The organism is Mesorhizobium sp. P2_C5_2, assembly GCF_056404535.1.
Window position 1 is genome coordinate 1,079,092 of the sequence record NZ_JBFUDV010000001.1, and the last position, 16,133, is coordinate 1,095,224.

Sequence of the window (16,133 nt, forward strand, 5' to 3'; positions counted from 1 at the left end):
CCGATCACAAATCAAGCACCAGCCGTTCCGGATCTTCCAGGCTGTCCTTGACGCGGACCAGGAAGGTCACCGCTTCCTTGCCGTCGACGATGCGGTGATCGTAGCTCAGCGCCAGGTACATCATCGGCCGGATGACGATCTGGCCGCCGACCACGACGGGCCGGTCCTGGATCTTGTGCATGCCCAGAATGCCCGACTGCGGCGCGTTGAGGATCGGCGTCGACATCAGCGAGCCGTAAACGCCGCCGTTGGAGATCGTAAACGTACCGCCCTGCATGTCGGCGACCGAAAGCTTGCCGTCACGCGCGGCAATGCCCAGCCGGCCGATATCCTTTTCGATCTCGGCAATCGACATCTGATCGGCATCGCGCACCACCGGCACGACGAGGCCTTTTTCGGTGCCGACGGCAACGCCGATATGGGCATAGTTCTTGAAGATGATGTCGGTGCCGTCGATCTCGGCATTGACCGAGGGAATCTCCTTCAAGGCGTGGGTGACGGCCTTGGTGAAGAAGCCCATGAAGCCGAGCTTCACGCCGTGCTTCTTCTCGAAGATGTCCTTGTACTTGGTCCGCAGCGCCATCACCGCTGACATGTCGACCTCGTTGAAGGTGGTCAGCATGGCGGCGGTCGACTGCGCTTCCTTCAACCGGCGCGCGATGGTCTGGCGCAATTTGGTCATGCGCACGCGCTCCTCGCGCGACGCATCGTCGCCCGACGACGGCGCCCGCACCGCGACCGGCGCCGGTGCGGCCTTCGGCATCTCGGCCGGCTGCGACGGCGCGCCCTTGGAAATGGCGTCGAGCACATCGCCCTTCAGCACCTGGCCACGCTTGCCCGAGCCGGGCACCTGATCGACCGACAGATTGTGCTCGGCGATCAGCTTTGCGGCAGCCGGCGCCGGCGGCATGGTGCGCGGCTCGACCGCTCCGGCGTCGCCGGCGATCTTGGCCGTCTCGGCAGCGGCCTGCTTGGTGGTGTGTGCGGCGTCCGGGCTCGAAGCCTGCGCCACCGCCTTGGTCTCCTGCTTGCTCGCCGGAGCAGCGGCTGCGCCGCCTGCCGAGATCGATCCGAGCAGCGCTCCGACGCCGACGGTCTCACCCTCCTTGGCGACGATTTCACCGAGCGTGCCGGCGGCGGCGGCAGGCACCTCCACCGTCACCTTGTCGGTTTCGAGCTCGACCAGCGGCTCGTCGACGGCAATGGCATCGCCGACCTTCTTGAACCACTTGCCGATGGTCGCCTCGGTGACGGATTCGCCGAGAGTGGGAACGCGGATTTCGGTAGCCATTGTGCCTGTCCGTTTCTTCTCTGTCTGTTCTACGGGCCGAGTTCTGTCATTCGCCCAATTCTGCTTTACTCGCCGAGCGCGTCTTCGAGCAGGGCGGCGAGCTGCGCCAAATGCTTCGACATCAAGCCGGTCGCCGGCGATGCCGCCGCCGGCCGTCCGGTGTAGCGCACCCGCTGATGCTTGGCGTCGATATGCGCCAGCACCCATTCCAGATACGGATCGATGAACGACCAGGCGCCCATGTTCTTGGGCTCTTCCTGACACCACACCATCTCGGCGTTACGGAAACGCGACAGCTCGGTGATCAGCGCCTTGGCCGGGAACGGGTAGAGCTGCTCGACGCGCAACAGATAGATGTCGTTGATGCCGCGCTTCTCGCGCTCCTCGTAGAGGTCGTAATAGACCTTGCCCGAGCACAGCACGACGCGGCGGATCTTGGAATCCTTGACCAGCTTGATCGCCTGGTTCTGCAACAGCTGGGCATCGTCCCAAAGCAGCCGGTGGAACGAGCTTTCGCCCGAAATCTCCGGCAGCGTCGACACGGCCCGCTTGTGGCGCAGCAGCGACTTCGGCGTCATCAGGATCAGCGGCTTGCGGAAGTCTCGCTTCAGCTGCCGGCGCAAGATGTGGAAGTAGTTGGCAGGCGTGGTGCAGTTGGCGACTTGCATATTGTCTTCGGCGCAGAGCTGCAGGAAGCGCTCGAGCCGGGCCGAGGAATGTTCTGGACCCTGGCCTTCATAGCCATGCGGCAACAGGCAGACCAGGCCCGACATGCGCAGCCACTTGCGTTCACCGCTGGAGATGAACTGGTCGAACACCACCTGGGCGCCGTTGGCGAAATCGCCGAACTGCGCTTCCCACAAGGTCAGCGCCTTCGGCTCGGCCAGGCTGTAGCCATATTCGAAGCCGAGCACCGCCTCTTCCGACAGCATCGAGTTGATGACTTCGTAGCCGGCCTGCGCCGCCGACAGATTGTTGAGCGGGATGTAGCGGGTCTCGTCGCGCTGGTCGTAAAGCACCGAATGGCGCTGCGAGAAGGTGCCGCGTTCGGAATCCTGACCGGAGAGCCGGATCGGATTGCCGTCGAGCAGGATGGCGCCGAAAGCCAGCGCCTCGGCCGTCGACCAGTCGATGCCTTCGCCCGATTCGATCGCCTGGCGGCGGTTCTCGAGGAAGCGGATGATGGTCTTGTGCGCCTCGAAACCCTTCGGCACCTCGGTCAGCTTCTTGCCGATGTCCTTCAGCACCTTGACCGGCACGGCGGTCTTGCCGCGGCGCTGTTCGTCCTGGTTGTCGGCGGTGCGCAGGCCAGACCAGGCGCCGTCCAGCCAGTCGGCCTTGTTGGGTTTGTAGTGCTGGCCGACTTCCCATTCCGATTCCAGATGCGCGCGCCAGTCGGCCTTCATCTTGTCGAGCTCGGCCTGGGTGATGTGGCCCTCGGCGATCAGCCGGTCGGCATAGATCTGCACCGTCGTCTTATGATTGCGGATGTTGGCGTACATGATCGGCTGGGTGAAAGCCGGCTCGTCGCCCTCATTGTGGCCGAAGCGGCGATAGCAGAACATGTCCACGACCACCGGCTTGTGGAACTTCATACGGAATTCGATCGCCACCTTGGTGGCATGGACGACGGCTTCCGGGTCGTCGCCATTGACGTGGAAGATCGGCGCCTCGATCATCTTGGCGACGTCGGACGGGTAGGGCGACGAGCGCGAGAAACGCGGATTGGTGGTGAAGCCGATCTGGTTGTTGATGATGAAGTGCAGCGTGCCGGCGACGCGGTGGCCGCGCAGGCCCGACAGGCCGAGGATTTCGGCGATCACGCCCTGGCCGGCGAAGGCAGCGTCGCCATGCAAGAGCAGCGGCAGCACCTTGGCCCGCTCTTCCAGCGGCACGATCTCCTCGCGGCTGCGGCCAAACAGATAATCCTGCTTGGCGCGCGCCTTGCCCATCACCACCGGATCGACGATTTCCAGATGCGAGGGGTTGGCGGTCAGCGACAGATGCACCTTGTTGCCGTCGAACTCGCGGTCCGACGAAGCGCCGAGATGGTACTTGACGTCGCCCGACCCTTCGACCTCGTCGGGGGCGGCCGAGCCGCCCTTGAACTCGTGGAAGATGGCGCGGTGCGGCTTGGCCATCACCTGCGACAGCACGTTGAGCCGGCCGCGATGCGCCATGCCGAGAACGATCTCCTTCATGCCGAGCTGGCCGCCGCGCTTGATGATCTGCTCCAGCGCCGGGATCAGCCCTTCGCTGCCATCGAGGCCGAAGCGCTTGGTGCCCTTGTACTTGACGTCGATGAACTGCTCGAAGCCTTCGGCCTCGACCAGCTTCTGCAGGATCGCCTTCTTGCCGGTGGCGGTGAAGGAAATCTCCTTGTCGGTGCCTTCGATGCGGGCCTGGATCCAGGCCTTCTCCTCGGGATCGGAGATGTGCATGAACTCGACGCCGAGCGTCGAGCAATAGGTGCGGGTGAGGATCTCCAGCATCTGCCGGATGGTGCCGAATTCGAGGCCCAGCACATTGTCGAGGAAGATCGGCCGGTCGTAATCCGCAGTGGTAAAACCGTAATTCTCCGGCGACAGCTCGTTATAGTCCTCGAGCGGCTTGGCGATGCCGAGCGGGTCGAGATTGGCGTGCAGATGGCCGCGCATGCGGTAGGCGCGGATCATCATGATGGCGCGCACGGAATCGCGCGTTGCCTGGTGCACATCGGCATCCGACAGCACGACGCCGTTGGTGACCGCTTTGTCCTTGACCTTCTTTTCGACCGTCCTCTCGACCAAGCCCCAATTGCCGTCGAGCGCCGACACCAGTTCGCCATTGGCCTGCAGCGGCCAGGAGGGCTTCGCCCAGGAAGCGCCCTTGGCGTTCTTGCGCACATCGCCGGCATCGTCCTTCAGCGCCGCGAAGAAGTCCTGCCATTCGGGGTTTACCGACTCCGGATCATCCTCATAGGACGCGTACAGCGCGTCGATGTAGTCGGCATTGCCGCCATAGAGGAAAGAGGTGAGCGAAAACTGGTCGTTGGCCTGATCTTGTCTTGCCATTTTTGTCTGCGGAGCCTGGCTCCGTCTCCTTTTCAAAAGCGAATAATGAGTAGCGAATAGCGAGTAGGGATTTTTCCCAAGTCGCGCCGTTACTCTCTTTTCCCTATTCGCTATTCACTACTCGCTACTCACTTAGCCTTGATCGCCTCGACCAGGGTCGTTCCCAGCCGTGCCGGCGACGGCGAAACCTTGATGCCGGCCGATTCCATCGCCGCGATCTTGTCTTCCGCGCCGCCCTTGCCGCCGGAGATGACAGCGCCCGCATGGCCCATGGTGCGGCCGGCCGGCGCGGTGCGCCCGGCGATGAAACCGGCCATCGGTTTCTTGCGGCCGCGCTTGGCCTCGTCCTTGAGGAACTGCGCGGCGTCTTCCTCGGCCGAACCGCCGATCTCGCCGATCATGATGATCGACTTGGTCTCGTCGTCGGCGAGGAACATCTCGAGCATATCGATGAACTCGGTGCCTTTGACGGGGTCGCCGCCAATGCCGACGGCGGTGGTCTGGCCGAGGCCGACATTGGTGGTCTGGAAGACTGCCTCATAGGTAAGCGTTCCCGAGCGCGAAACAACGCCGACCGAGCCCTTGCGGAAGATGTTTCCAGGCATGATGCCGATCTTGCATTCGTCGGGGGTAAGCACGCCCGGGCAGTTCGGCCCGATCAGCCGCGAGGTCGAGCGGTCGAGCCGAGCCTTGACCCTGACCATGTCCATCACCGGAATGCCTTCGGTGATGCAGACGATCAGCGGGATCTCAGCCTCGATCGCTTCCAGGATCGCTTCGGCAGCACCCGCCGGCGGCACATAGACGACCGAGGCGTTGGCGCCGGTCTTTTCCTTACCTTCGGCGACGGAGGCGAAGATCGGAAGCGTTTCGCCCTTGGCCCCGGTCCAGGTCTCGCCACCCTTCTTGGGATGGATGCCACCCACCATCTTGGTGCCGTGATAGGCAAGAGCCTGTTCGGTGTGGAACGTGCCGGTCTTGCCGGTCAGGCCCTGAACCAGCACCTTGGTGTTCTTGTCGATGAGAATGGACATCGGAGCCCTTTTCTAAACGTTGATCGAGGAAGGCGAGACGCGCCGGTAGACGCCGCTCACCATGTCTTGCCAGCTGCTGCCGGCAGGTTTGAAATGCAGTCGCATGCGGTAGGCATCGGCAGTGTCGAAACTATACGTCACGCGCGCTGCACCGCGGGGAGACGACCGCTCCAGAACCAGCTCCGTGGCGTTCCATGTGCCTGTGGCCGGCGACGGCACAAGCCCCATCGAATCGAACTGGTGCATGGTGACGAGGCTGTTTGGCTGGTCAAAACCGAAGACGCTGTGCGAGCCGAACGAGATGGTGCCGTCGCGGCGCTGGCGATAGCGCTGCACCACGAACAGCCCGCCGAATTGTGCCTCTGCCAGCACGTCCGACGTCGCTGTGCCGCCATCGGCCCATTGCGTCTCCGCCACCTCCTCCTCGCCGTGCCACGCGCCGACCAGCGCCTGTAGACGCTGGTGATCGGCCGAGAGAGAGGAGAAGGCGGCTGCGTTCATGGTCAGAGCCGCTTCAAATCGGTGACGGTGAGGTCGCTCTTGGCATTGCCGGTGTTGAGCGTCGTTGCCGGCTCGAACATCAGCACGACGGGCTCCGCGGTCAGCGACCGCGGCCGGTGCTCGACACCCTTCGGCACGACGATGAAGTCGCCCTCGCCGAGTTCGACCGGACCGTCGCGGAAATCGATGGCGATGCGCCCACGCAGCACCAGGAAAGCCTCGTCCTCATGGTCATGCGCGTGCCAGTCGAAGGTTTCACCGAACTTGGCGACCTTGGCCTGGCTGTCATTGACGTCGCCGGCGATGTGCGGATCGAAGACCTTCTTGATCTTCGCATCCGCCGCCTCGACGAGGTTTATCTTGCGCGGAGGCATCCGCTCAGCCCTTCACCGCCGTCACGATCTTCTTGGCTGCGTCGTCGAGATCGTCCGCCGACACCACGTTCAGGCCGCTGTCGTTGATGATCTTCTTGCCGAGCTCGGCATTGGTGCCTTCGAGACGCACCACCAGCGGCACTTCCAATCCGACTTCCTTGACCGCGGCAATCACGCCCTCGGCGATGATGTCGCACTTCATGATGCCGCCGAAGATGTTGATCAAAATGCCTTTGACGGCCGGGTCCTTGGTGATGATCTTGAACGCCGCCGTTACCTTCTCCTTCGACGCGCCACCGCCGACATCGAGGAAGTTGGCGGGTTCGGCGCCATAGAGCTTGATGATGTCCATCGTCGCCATGGCAAGGCCGGCGCCGTTGACCATGCAGCCGATATTTCCGTCGAGCGCGACATAGGCGAGGTCGTATTTCGACGCCTCGATCTCCTTCTCGTCCTCTTCGGTGGTGTCGCGCAGTTCCATCAGCTCGGGGTGGCGAAACAGCGCGTTGTTGTCGAACGACACTTTGGCGTCGAGCACGCGCAGGCGGCCGTTCTTCATCACGATCAGCGGGTTGACCTCGAGCAGGCTCATGTCCTTTTCGACAAAGGCCTTGTAGAGGATCGGGAATAGCGTGCCGCCATCCTTGGCGGCGTCGCCGTCAAGTTTCAGCGCGGTATTGAGCGCCTTTACATCGGCTGGCGTCACGCCCTTTTCCGGATCGATGGCGACGGTGATGATCTTCTCCGGCGTGTCGTGGGCAACGCCCTCGATATCCATGCCGCCCTCGGTCGAGACGACGAAGGCGATGCGGCCGACCGAGCGGTCGACCAGGATCGACAGATAAAGCTCGCGCTCGATGTCGGCGCCGTCCTCGATATAGAGGCGGTTGACCTGCTTGCCGGCCGGGCCGGTCTGCTTGGTGACCAGCGTGTGGCCGAGCATCTCATTGGCGTTGGCGACGACATCGGCCACCGACTTGGCCAGCCGCACGCCACCCTTGGCGTCCGGGCCAAGCTCCTTGAACTTGCCCTTGCCGCGGCCGCCGGCATGGATCTGGCTCTTCACCACATAGAGCGGGCCGGGAAGCGCTTGTGCCGCGGCTTCCGCCTCGCTCGCCTTGAACACCGGCACGCCTTCGGCCACCGGCGCGCCAAAGCTCTTCAGCAGCGCCTTGCCTTGATATTCATGGATGTTCATCTGGATGGTCTCCGGGGATCACTTCGAGGCGAGATGCGGGGCGATCTTGACGCAGGCCTCGGTCAGGCCCTGCACCGTCGCCACCGAAGCGTCGAACATCTTCTGCTCGGCCTTGTTGAGGTCGATCTCGATGATGCGCTCGACGCCGCCGGCGCCGATGACAACGGGAACGCCGACATAGGTGCCCTTGACGCCATACTGGCCCGAGAGATGCGCCGCGCAAGGCAGCACGCGCTTCTTGTCCTTGAGGTAGGATTCAGCCATCGAGATGGCCGAGGCGGCCGGGGCATAGAAGGCCGAGCCGGTCTTCAAGAGGCCGACGATCTCGGCGCCGCCGTCACGGGTGCGTTGCACGATCTGGTCGAGCTTTTCCTTCGAGGTCCAGCCCATCTTGATGAGGTCCGGCAGCGGAATGCCCGACACCGTCGAATAGCGGATCATCGGCACCATGGAATCGCCGTGGCCGCCGAGCACGAAGGCGGTGACGTCTTCGACCGAAACCTTGAATTCCTCGGCCAGGAAATAGCGGAAGCGCGCGCTGTCGAGCACGCCGGCCATGCCGACGACATGGGTCTTGGGCAGGCCGGAAAACTTCTGCAGCGCCCACACCATGGCGTCGAGCGGGTTGGTGATGCAGATGACGAAAGCCTTCGGCGCGTACTTCTTCAGTCCGGCGCCGACCTGTTCCATGACCTTGAGGTTGATGCCGAGCAGATCGTCGCGGCTCATGCCCGGCTTGCGCGGCACGCCGGCGGTGACGATGCAGACGTCGGCGCCCTCGATGCCGGCATAATCGTTGACGCCGGTCAGCCTGGAATCGAAGCCGTCGACCGGCGAAGATTGCGCGATATCGAGCCCCTTGCCTTGCGGAATGCCCTCGGCAATATCGAACAGCACCACGTCGCCGAGGTCCTTGAGGCCGATCATGTGAGCGAGCGTGCCGCCGATCATGCCGGAGCCGATGAGCGCTATCTTGTTGCGTGCCATGTGAGGAAATTTTCCCTTTGTCTGTGACGACGCCCAAATCTCTGGCGATCTGGTTGACGGCGTCGAGGAAGAGGCCGGAATGCTGCGGGTATCCGCGAGATTTCGCCGCATCCAGTAGCCCCGGCGGAAAATATATTCAATCGATTATTTTCGAGTGAATAATTTCAATCGGTTAGAAACAATGGGAATTACGTAAACGTCAAAGTTTGTAAGCCGACTTGAGAGGTTTTACACAATGAACGTGGAAATCAGAAGACTATATGCCGGCGATGACGCCCTTGTGAAGCGCATTGCCTAGCGCCAAATCTCCCCCTCTTGAGGGGGAGATGTCGCCAAGGCGACAGAGGGGGTCCTCGCGCGTGAAGCGCCGGCGCCATTTGCGCCGCATCCAGTCGACCGACCCCCTCTGGCCTGCCAGCCATCTCCCCCTCAAGGAGGGAGATCCGACGTCACGCCGGTTTTCGCAAATCCCAGCATTGTAAGAAACAAGCGCGGCGCCGAAACTGCCAATCTCTCCCTCGTGGGCAGGGGACGGCGCGAAGGATCGCTGCAGTACGGCGTCGGTACCTACCCTACCCCTACGCCTCAACCTGCTGCGCTTCCGCCTTGTCCTTCTGCCGTTCCGCCCAATCTTCCAGCCAGTCGCGGCTTTGCATCTCAATGAGCCGCGAGGCCGTGCGCTCAAATTCGAACACCTCGTTGCCGCGCTTGGCCGTGTAAAGCTCATGCGGTGGGGCCTCGGCGCTCGCCACCAGCCGCGTGTGATGATCGTAGAGCGTGTCGATCAACAAGATGAAGCGCTTGGCTTCGTTGCGCTTGCCTTCGCCGAGCACCGGGATGTGATCGATGAAGACGGTCGAGAAGCGGCCGGCAATGGCCAGGAAATCGCGCGCGCCGAGCGGCTTTTCGCAGAGATCGGCAAAGGAAAACCGCGCCGCATCGCCCGCGGCTGCCGGCACCACCACCTGCCGGCCCTTCACCGCCACGGTCGTCGAGGCGACCGGCACCCCCCGTGTCATCGCCTGCCAGGCCTCGTCCAGCATGCGGTCGGCTTCGGCATCCGTCGGTGTGACATAGACCGGCGTGCGGGCGAGTTTTTCCAGCCGGTAGTCCTTGTCGGCGTCCAGCGCCAGCACATGGGTCTGCCGTTCGAGAATGCCGATGAAGGGCAGGAACAGCTGGCGGTTCAGCCCGTCGCGATAGAGATCCTGCGGTGCGACATTGGAGGTGGCGACCAGCACCACGCCATTGGCAAACAGCGCCGAGAACAGCCGGGACAGGATCATTGCGTCGGCAATGTCGGTGACCGAAAACTCGTCGAAGCACAGCACCCAGGCCTGCTCCGCCAGCGCGCGCGCCACAGGCGGGATCGGATCGTCCTCCTTGACGTCGCCGTTCTTGCGCGCGGCCCGATGCTTCTGGATGCGGTCCTGCACATCGGCCATGAAGTCGTTGAAATGAACGCGGCGCTTGCGGCGGACCGGCAAGAGCTCGAAGAACATGTCCATCAGCATGGTCTTGCCGCGGCCGACGCCGCCATGGATGTAGAGGCCTTTGACGACTTCGCGCGTCTCGCGCTTGCGGGCAAACAGCCAGCCGAGCGCACTCGACTTCTGCGCCAGCCGCTTGGCCGAAATCTCGTCGGTCAGCCGGTCGAGTGCGGCGGCGATCCGCTCCTGCGCCGGATCGCGTTCGATGGCGCCGGTGTCGACCAGATGGTCGTAGCGCTGCCTGACGGTCGCATGGGTCTGGAGGCCGTCACGCAGATGCATCGGTCACGTCGCTGTGGAAGCGATTCCAGGAAAGCGGTTTTCCGTCCGGAATGGCACAAAACAAGATAGCTGGAGTGGTTCGGCGATCTATCGAACGCTGAACCGCTCCAAATGGTGACCTATCTTGTAAGCGAGATCGGCAGGCCAGTGGAAGTCTGCCCGTCGAATTTCGAACCGCCCGATGAATAGAGCCGCGCCAGGGTGCCGCCATTTTCGTCATAGAGCGTCAGCTGCTTGCCGGCGACGTTCCACGACTTGATGCCGTCGATCGGTGCCGGGCAATGCAACGGTCCGGCGCGATAGCCGGCGCCGAATTTGGTCTGCGGCGTTGCCACCTTGCAGCTTTGGCCCGAAACGCTGGCGTTCCAGACACCGGCGACGCTGGCCGCGGTGAGGTCAGCGGCGCCGGCCGGCGCCGATCCGTCCGGCGGCAGCGAGGCGACCTGGGCGCCCGCAGGCGCCGTCGGGAACTGCGACGGGTCGGTGGTGCCCGGCGCTGCCGGCGGCGGCAGCTGGCTTCCGCTCACCGTGCCGGCGGGCGCGGGCTGCAGCGGCGCCGGCTGCTGGTCATCCATCGATGAAAAACGCGAGGTCGAACAGCCGCTTGCAAACAGCGCTGCCAGCGATACGGCCACCAGGCCGCTTCTCGAAAATGTCATGTCAACCTCCGTCGGATCCGGCTGGGGGGAAGCCGTCCGCACACTCTCACCCTCACCAAGATGGAGAAGGTGGCGAAATTTCAACCCGATATGGTTAAAATAGGGTTTGCAGCAAGAATTGTTGCAAATTTATCGCAAAATGGCTGGCGGACGAAGGCGTACCTTCGCTCTAACGCGGCTCGAACCGGTAGAGCGGCTGCGAAACCGGCATTGGCGGCCGCAGCAGGTCGGCGCATCGGCGGTCCAGCCTAAGCGCCAGCTCATGAGAGCGCCGCACTGCCGTCTTCCAATCGCCGGCCGTTTTCAGCAAGGCCAACGCATCCGCAGGACGGTCGGCTGCGATCATGAGATCGGCCGCAGCGATTCGATCTTCCGGCGCGATGGCTTCGCCGGTCTTCAGCTTGCCGGCCAATCCGACCCACTGTTCCCAGGGGAAGGTTGCTGTGAGCAGATCCGGGCGACGTGGCGGTTCGGCCCCATTGTCTAGCATGAAGGAGGCCAACATCACCCGGGCTAACGCCCTGTCCATGAACGACTCCGCCGTTTCGCCCTGCATTTCGGAGATTAGAACGTCGCGCAAATTATGCTCCCGGTCGCGGCGGCCAAGAACGTAGTCGATCCCGTCGAGCATGGTTGCCGTGACCGTATCGGGATTGTTGATCGGGTCGAGATGTTTTGCGGCAATCTGCGCGTTGATCGCCCCTGCCACCGCCGTGCCGAGGCTCAGGTTGCCGGTCTGGTTCACGAGGGGCAGCAAGATCGCAGTTTGAGGAACATAGGCAATCAGCTGCCCGATCGACCGGATGGCTGAGCCCAAATCGTTTTGACCGTCGAGCGCCTGCACCTCCGCTGGCTGTTTGGCCATATCGAAGGAAGGGCGAAGATTGGCCAGGTTCAGGGCTTTGCGGATAAACCCTGTGCGGCCACCCTTGTCGGGACGTACCGCAGGTGGAAGCCTGTCGAGGTAAGCGACGTAATCGGAGAGGTCGTCTTTGACTGCCCGCATCTCCAGAGCCATGGGCCAGATGCCCGCATCTTCCGCCCTTTTGGCAAGGCGCGACTTGGCATCATCATCAAGGTCCGCCAGCACCTGGGCAAGCCCCACGGAAATCCTCGACGCGTCGAACTGGTCGGCGTCAGCCGCACGCCAGCGCGCCAGTTCGCCCAGCAGCCAGTCGCCGCCGTCCTCAGTGACGAGCGCGCGCAAGGCAGATTGGCCAAGCTGAGGTACAACCGACTTCGCGTTGGGCAGCGGCTGCATGCCGGCAATCATCGCCGCCCGGTCCGGTGTCTTTGCATAGGCAAGCCTGAGTTCGGCGATGCGCAGCGGCGGATGACTGCGTTTTTCCAGCCCTGCAATAAGCGCTGTGCCCTCGGCGTAGGGGAGGCCGCCATAGCGTATTTTCAGATAGGCCGCGTCGTCGCCAAAACGGTCGCGCCAGAAATTCGGGAATGTTGCCGGTTCGGCAAGCAGGAAATCGCCCGCATCCAGGATGGTTGGCGTGTGGGTGCAGGCGCTGGGCTGTGTTTGCGCGGCGGCGGCCGGCGATATCGGCGCGATCCCCAGGATCGCCGCAGTGATTGCAAGAACTTGCCAACGCATGGGCGGCCCTCCGTTCTGCTGCGAGATCGTATACCGGAAATCATCGCCCGCACCAGCGCCCGGCTTTTTTAGCCGAGACAGGCATCGGCCCCGGCAAATGCTTGCGCCAAAGGGCCACATCCCTATCTAGCAAGGACAGAAACCTGCCGGAGCCGAAACCTTGGTCGCGAGAAAAAGAGCCGCCAACCGCTATTACAGCGGCCCGCCCAGCGACCATTTCGACGGCACTCTGTTCTTCAATCCCGACGGCCAGATGCCCGGCCGCTTCACCGATCTGCTCAAATGGCAACTGAGCGGCGAGCGTTCGAAATGGCCGGCGGCCAATCCAAGCCCGTTTGAACCGACAGAGCCGGCGGCGCGCATCGACGGCGGCAGGCTGCGGCTGACCATGGTCGGCCATTCGACGCTGCTGATCCAGACCGCCGGCCTCAACATCCTCACCGACCCTGTGTGGTCGCCGCGCGTCTCGCCGCTCTCCTTTGCCGGGCCCAGGCGCGTCAATCCTCCGGGCATCGCGTTTTCCCAACTGCCGCCGATCGACCTGGTGCTGGTCAGCCACAATCATTACGACCATCTCGACCTTGCCACGCTCAAGCGGCTGAAGGCGAAGTACGATCCGCAGGTGCTGACGCCTCTTGGCAACGACGCCATCATCGACGCCACCGTGCCGGGCATGCGAATGACGGCGCATGATTGGGGCGAGCGCATCGACATCGGTGACGATGTCGCCATCCATGTCGAGCCGGTTCACCACTGGTCGGCGCGCGGCGCGCGCGACCGCCGCATGGCGCTGTGGGCCGGCTTCGTCGTCGAAACTCCAGCCGGAAAAATCTATTTCGCCGGCGACACCGGTTTCCACGGCGGCGCCAATTACCGGCTGATGGCTGAGAAGCATGGCGGCTTCCGCCTCGCCATCCTGCCGATCGGCGCCTATGAGCCGCGCTGGTTCATGGCCCCACAGCATCAGAATCCGGAAGAGGCGGTGCAAGGCATGAAATTGTGCAACGCCGCCTATGCCGCCGGCTGCCACTGGGGAACGTTCCGGCTTACCGACGAACCGGTCGATGAACCGGCGCAGAAACTGACTGAAGCGCTGGAGGCGCAGGGCGTCCCCGGCGATCGTTTTCGCGCCTTGCGGCCGGGCGAAATCTGGGACGTGCCGGACGCCTAGGGAAGGAACCCAAAAGGCCAAAACGCGTTGTTTGCCCAACGCAATTTGGCCGGGAGCCTCTCCATGATCAAATGGATCATCATTCTTCTGATCGTCGCCGCCGCCGCGAGCCTGCTCGGCATGCCGGCGCTGGCGGGCGCCGCCGCCACCGGCGCGCGCGTGCTCATCGGCATCGTTCTCGTCATCTTCCTGCTGATCGTGCTCGGCGTCTTTGCGGTAACCTAGACGTTAGCCACACTGGTAATTCCCGCCCGTTTCCGCCATATACCGGCAAAACGGACAGGAACTACTGGAAGCCATGGCAGGCACGGCCCCCTTCGCCAAGATGAACGGCATCGGCAACGAGATCATCGTTGCCGACATGCGCGGCCGCGCCGACCGGGTCACGCCAGCGTCTGCGGTGGCGCTGAACGCCGATGCGGCGACCAAGTTCGACCAGATCATGGCGATCCATGACGCCCGCACGCCCGGCACCGCCTACTACATCGACATCCTGAATTCCGACGGCTCGGGCGCGCAGGCCTGCGGCAACGGCATGCGCTGCGTCGTCCAGGCGCTGGCCGCCGAGACCGGCCAGAAGACTTTCACCTTCGAGACCCGCGCCGGCATCCTCAACGCCGTCGAACATGCCGACGGCACGATCTCGGTCGACATGGGCATGCCGCACTTTGGCTGGCAAGACATTCCGCTGGCCGAGGAATTCCGCGACACCCGCATGATCGAGTTGCAGATCGGCCCGATCGACGCGCCGGTGCTGCATTCGCCTTCGGCTCTCTCGATGGGCAATCCGCACGCCATCTTTTGGGTCGATCGCGACGTCTGGTCTTACGAGCTGGAGCGTTTCGGCCCGCTGCTCGAAAATCACCCGATCTTCCCCGAGCGCGCCAACATCACGCTGGCTCAGGTGACATCGCCGGACAGCATGATCATCCGCACATGGGAACGGGGCGCCGGCCTGACCAAGGCCTGCGGCTCGGCCGCCTGCGCATCGGTGGTTGCCGCTGCCCGCACCAGGCGCACCGGCCGCAGCGTCAACCTGTTGACCCCCGGCGGCGGCTCGCTGCATGTCGAATGGCGCGATGACGACCACGTCATCCTGACCGGCGCGGCCGAATGGGAATTTTCCGGCAGTTTCGATCCGTCGACCGGCAGCTGGGCTCGCGACACCGAAAGCGCGGCCTGATGTCGGGTCTTGCCAACTTGAAAGGCATCGACGTCGTCACCTTCGGCTGCCGTCTCAACACCTATGAGTCCGAGGTGATGCGGCGCGAAGCCGAAAGCGCCGGCCTCGGCGCGCTCAAAGGCGGCGCCATCATCTTCAACACCTGCGCGGTCACCTCGGAAGCGGTGCGCCAGGCCAAACAGTCGATCCGCAAAGCCCGTCGCGAAAACCCGCAGGCGCGCATTATCGTCACCGGCTGCGCGGCGCAGACCGAACCGCAGAATTTCGTTGCCATGGACGAGGTCGACCTCGTGCTTGGCAATGAGGAGAAGCTGAAGGCGAACTCCTATCGCGCGCTGCCGGATTTCGGCGTCAACGACACCGAAAAGGCGCGCGTCAACGACATTTTTTCGGTGCGCGAGACCGCCGGCCATATGGTCGATGCCATCGAGGGCCGCGCGCGGGCCTTCGTGCAGGTGCAGAATGGCTGCGACCACCGCTGCACCTTCTGCATCATCCCCTATGGCCGCGGCAATTCGCGCTCGGTGCCGATGGGCGCCGTGGTCGAACAGGTCAAAAGGCTCTCCGGCAACGGCTATGCCGAAATCGTGCTGACCGGCGTCGACATGACGTCTTTCGGCGCCGATCTGCCGGGCGCGCCGAAACTCGGGAAGCTGGTGAAGACCATCCTGAAGCAAGTTCCTGATGTGAAGCGGCTGCGGTTGTCCTCCATCGATTCGATCGAGGCCGATGACGATCTGCTCGACGCCATCGCCACCGAGCCCAGGCTGATGCCGCATCTGCATCTGTCGCTGCAGTCCGGCGACGACATGATTTTGAAGCGTATGAAGCGAAGGCATTTGCGCGACCAGTCGATCCGCTTCTGCGAGGATGTGCGCAAATTGCGCCCTGGCATCGTCTTCGGCGCCGACATCATCGTCGGCTTCCCGACCGAGACCGATGACATGTTCGAGAATTCGATAAAAATCGTCGAGGAGTGCGGGCTGACGCATCTGCACGTCTTCCCGTTCTCACCGCGCGAAGGCACGCCGGCCGCCCGCATGCCGCAAGTCCGCCGTGAACTGGTCAAGCAGCGCGCCGCAAGGCTGCGCGCCGCCGGCGAAGCCGCGTATCGCCGCCATCTCGCATCGCTTCCTGGTACGCGCCAGTCGATCCTGGTCGAGCGCGACGGCCTCGGCCGCACCGAAGGATTTACGCTGGCCGCCATCGCCGCCGGTGCGCCGGGCGAGATCGTCGAGGCCACTGTTACCGGCCATGACGGCGCGCGCCTGACCGCAGCGCCGCTCACTGCCCGCGCCGCCTGAGAC

At 63.5% G+C, this 16,133-nt stretch carries 14 protein-coding genes; 4 read left to right on the forward strand and 10 right to left on the reverse strand.

Features of this window, described 5'->3' with window-relative positions; translation table 11 throughout:
• Positions 1-4 precede the first annotated feature (4 nt).
• The 10 genes from odhB to AC1D1B_RS05225 form a co-directional block, all read right to left on the reverse strand.
• Positions 5-1,291 (reverse strand): 2-oxoglutarate dehydrogenase complex dihydrolipoyllysine-residue succinyltransferase, encoded by a 1,287-nt coding sequence (gene odhB, locus AC1D1B_RS05180; protein WP_477329946.1) that lies wholly within the window; start codon positions 1,289-1,291, stop codon positions 5-7.
• Between the two features lie 65 nt (positions 1,292-1,356).
• Complete coding sequence (locus tag AC1D1B_RS05185) at positions 1,357-4,344, reverse strand: 2-oxoglutarate dehydrogenase E1 component (protein ID WP_477329948.1); 2,988 nt, start codon at positions 4,342-4,344, stop codon at positions 1,357-1,359.
• A gap of 128 nt (positions 4,345-4,472) precedes the next feature.
• A complete protein-coding gene (gene sucD, locus AC1D1B_RS05190) occupies positions 4,473-5,378 on the reverse strand; it encodes a succinate--CoA ligase subunit alpha (protein WP_477329949.1) in 906 nt (301 codons plus the stop codon).
• Between the two features lie 12 nt (positions 5,379-5,390).
• Positions 5,391-5,879, reverse strand: coding sequence for a DUF1579 family protein (locus AC1D1B_RS05195; RefSeq protein WP_477329951.1), 489 nt, complete (start codon positions 5,877-5,879; stop codon positions 5,391-5,393).
• A gap of 2 nt (positions 5,880-5,881) precedes the next feature.
• Complete coding sequence (locus AC1D1B_RS05200; RefSeq protein WP_477329953.1) at positions 5,882-6,253, reverse strand: cupin domain-containing protein; 372 nt, start codon at positions 6,251-6,253, stop codon at positions 5,882-5,884.
• 4 nt (positions 6,254-6,257) lie between these two features.
• A complete protein-coding gene (gene sucC / locus AC1D1B_RS05205) occupies positions 6,258-7,451 on the reverse strand; it encodes an ADP-forming succinate--CoA ligase subunit beta (RefSeq protein WP_477329955.1) in 1,194 nt (397 codons plus the stop codon).
• Between the two features lie 18 nt (positions 7,452-7,469).
• A complete protein-coding gene (mdh, locus tag AC1D1B_RS05210; protein WP_023670541.1) occupies positions 7,470-8,438 on the reverse strand; it encodes a malate dehydrogenase in 969 nt (322 codons plus the stop codon).
• 578 nt (positions 8,439-9,016) lie between these two features.
• Positions 9,017-10,210, reverse strand: a complete 1,194-nt coding sequence (zapE, locus tag AC1D1B_RS05215) for a cell division protein ZapE (RefSeq protein ID WP_477329957.1) — start codon at positions 10,208-10,210, stop codon at positions 9,017-9,019.
• 119 nt (positions 10,211-10,329) lie between these two features.
• Positions 10,330-10,869 (reverse strand): AprI/Inh family metalloprotease inhibitor, encoded by a 540-nt coding sequence (locus AC1D1B_RS05220; RefSeq protein WP_181062186.1) that lies wholly within the window; start codon positions 10,867-10,869, stop codon positions 10,330-10,332.
• 169 nt (positions 10,870-11,038) lie between these two features.
• Positions 11,039-12,472 carry a hypothetical protein gene (locus AC1D1B_RS05225; RefSeq protein WP_477329959.1) on the reverse strand — a complete coding sequence of 478 codons (1,434 nt, stop codon included), beginning with the start codon at positions 12,470-12,472 and terminating at the stop codon, positions 11,039-11,041.
• Between the two features lie 160 nt (positions 12,473-12,632).
• On the opposite strand from AC1D1B_RS05225, the gene AC1D1B_RS05230 reads away from it, so the two are divergent.
• The 4 genes from AC1D1B_RS05230 to mtaB all read left to right on the forward strand — a co-directional run bounded on the left by AC1D1B_RS05230 (position 12,633) and on the right by mtaB (position 16,130).
• Positions 12,633-13,643 carry an MBL fold metallo-hydrolase gene (locus AC1D1B_RS05230; RefSeq protein ID WP_477329961.1) on the forward strand — a complete coding sequence of 337 codons (1,011 nt, stop codon included), beginning with the start codon at positions 12,633-12,635 and terminating at the stop codon, positions 13,641-13,643.
• 63 nt (positions 13,644-13,706) lie between these two features.
• Complete coding sequence (locus AC1D1B_RS05235) at positions 13,707-13,868, forward strand: DUF1328 family protein (protein WP_023683859.1); 162 nt, start codon at positions 13,707-13,709, stop codon at positions 13,866-13,868.
• Between the two features lie 73 nt (positions 13,869-13,941).
• Positions 13,942-14,826, forward strand: coding sequence for a diaminopimelate epimerase (gene dapF / locus AC1D1B_RS05240; RefSeq protein ID WP_477329963.1), 885 nt, complete (start codon positions 13,942-13,944; stop codon positions 14,824-14,826).
• Positions 14,826-16,130, forward strand: coding sequence for a tRNA (N(6)-L-threonylcarbamoyladenosine(37)-C(2))-methylthiotransferase MtaB (gene mtaB, locus AC1D1B_RS05245; RefSeq protein WP_477329965.1), 1,305 nt, complete (start codon positions 14,826-14,828; stop codon positions 16,128-16,130). Before dapF ends, mtaB begins: the two co-directional genes overlap by 1 nt.
• Positions 16,131-16,133: the final 3 nt, after the last annotated feature.

What these genes read in the sequence shown, in the direction of transcription:
- zapE (WP_477329957.1), bottom strand. Translation starts at nt 10,210, where the DNA reads ATGCATCTGCGTGACGGCCTCCAGACCCATGCGACCGTCAGGCAGCGC.
- odhB (WP_477329946.1), bottom strand. Translation starts at nt 1,291, where the DNA reads ATGGCTACCGAAATCCGCGTTCCCACTCTCGGCGAATCCGTCACCGAG.
- sucD (WP_477329949.1), bottom strand. Translation starts at nt 5,378, where the DNA reads ATGTCCATTCTCATCGACAAGAACACCAAGGTGCTGGTTCAGGGCCTG.
- AC1D1B_RS05185 (WP_477329948.1), bottom strand. Translation starts at nt 4,344, where the DNA reads ATGGCAAGACAAGATCAGGCCAACGACCAGTTTTCGCTCACCTCTTTC.
- AC1D1B_RS05200 (WP_477329953.1), bottom strand. Translation starts at nt 6,253, where the DNA reads ATGCCTCCGCGCAAGATAAACCTCGTCGAGGCGGCGGATGCGAAGATC.
- AC1D1B_RS05225 (WP_477329959.1), bottom strand. Translation starts at nt 12,472, where the DNA reads ATGCGTTGGCAAGTTCTTGCAATCACTGCGGCGATCCTGGGGATCGCG.
- AC1D1B_RS05235 (WP_023683859.1), top strand. Translation starts at nt 13,707, where the DNA reads ATGATCAAATGGATCATCATTCTTCTGATCGTCGCCGCCGCCGCGAGC.
- dapF (WP_477329963.1), top strand. Translation starts at nt 13,942, where the DNA reads ATGGCAGGCACGGCCCCCTTCGCCAAGATGAACGGCATCGGCAACGAG.
- AC1D1B_RS05220 (WP_181062186.1), bottom strand. Translation starts at nt 10,869, where the DNA reads ATGACATTTTCGAGAAGCGGCCTGGTGGCCGTATCGCTGGCAGCGCTG.
- mtaB (WP_477329965.1), top strand. Translation starts at nt 14,826, where the DNA reads ATGTCGGGTCTTGCCAACTTGAAAGGCATCGACGTCGTCACCTTCGGC.
- sucC (WP_477329955.1), bottom strand. Translation starts at nt 7,451, where the DNA reads ATGAACATCCATGAATATCAAGGCAAGGCGCTGCTGAAGAGCTTTGGC.
- AC1D1B_RS05195 (WP_477329951.1), bottom strand. Translation starts at nt 5,879, where the DNA reads ATGAACGCAGCCGCCTTCTCCTCTCTCTCGGCCGATCACCAGCGTCTA.
- mdh (WP_023670541.1), bottom strand. Translation starts at nt 8,438, where the DNA reads ATGGCACGCAACAAGATAGCGCTCATCGGCTCCGGCATGATCGGCGGC.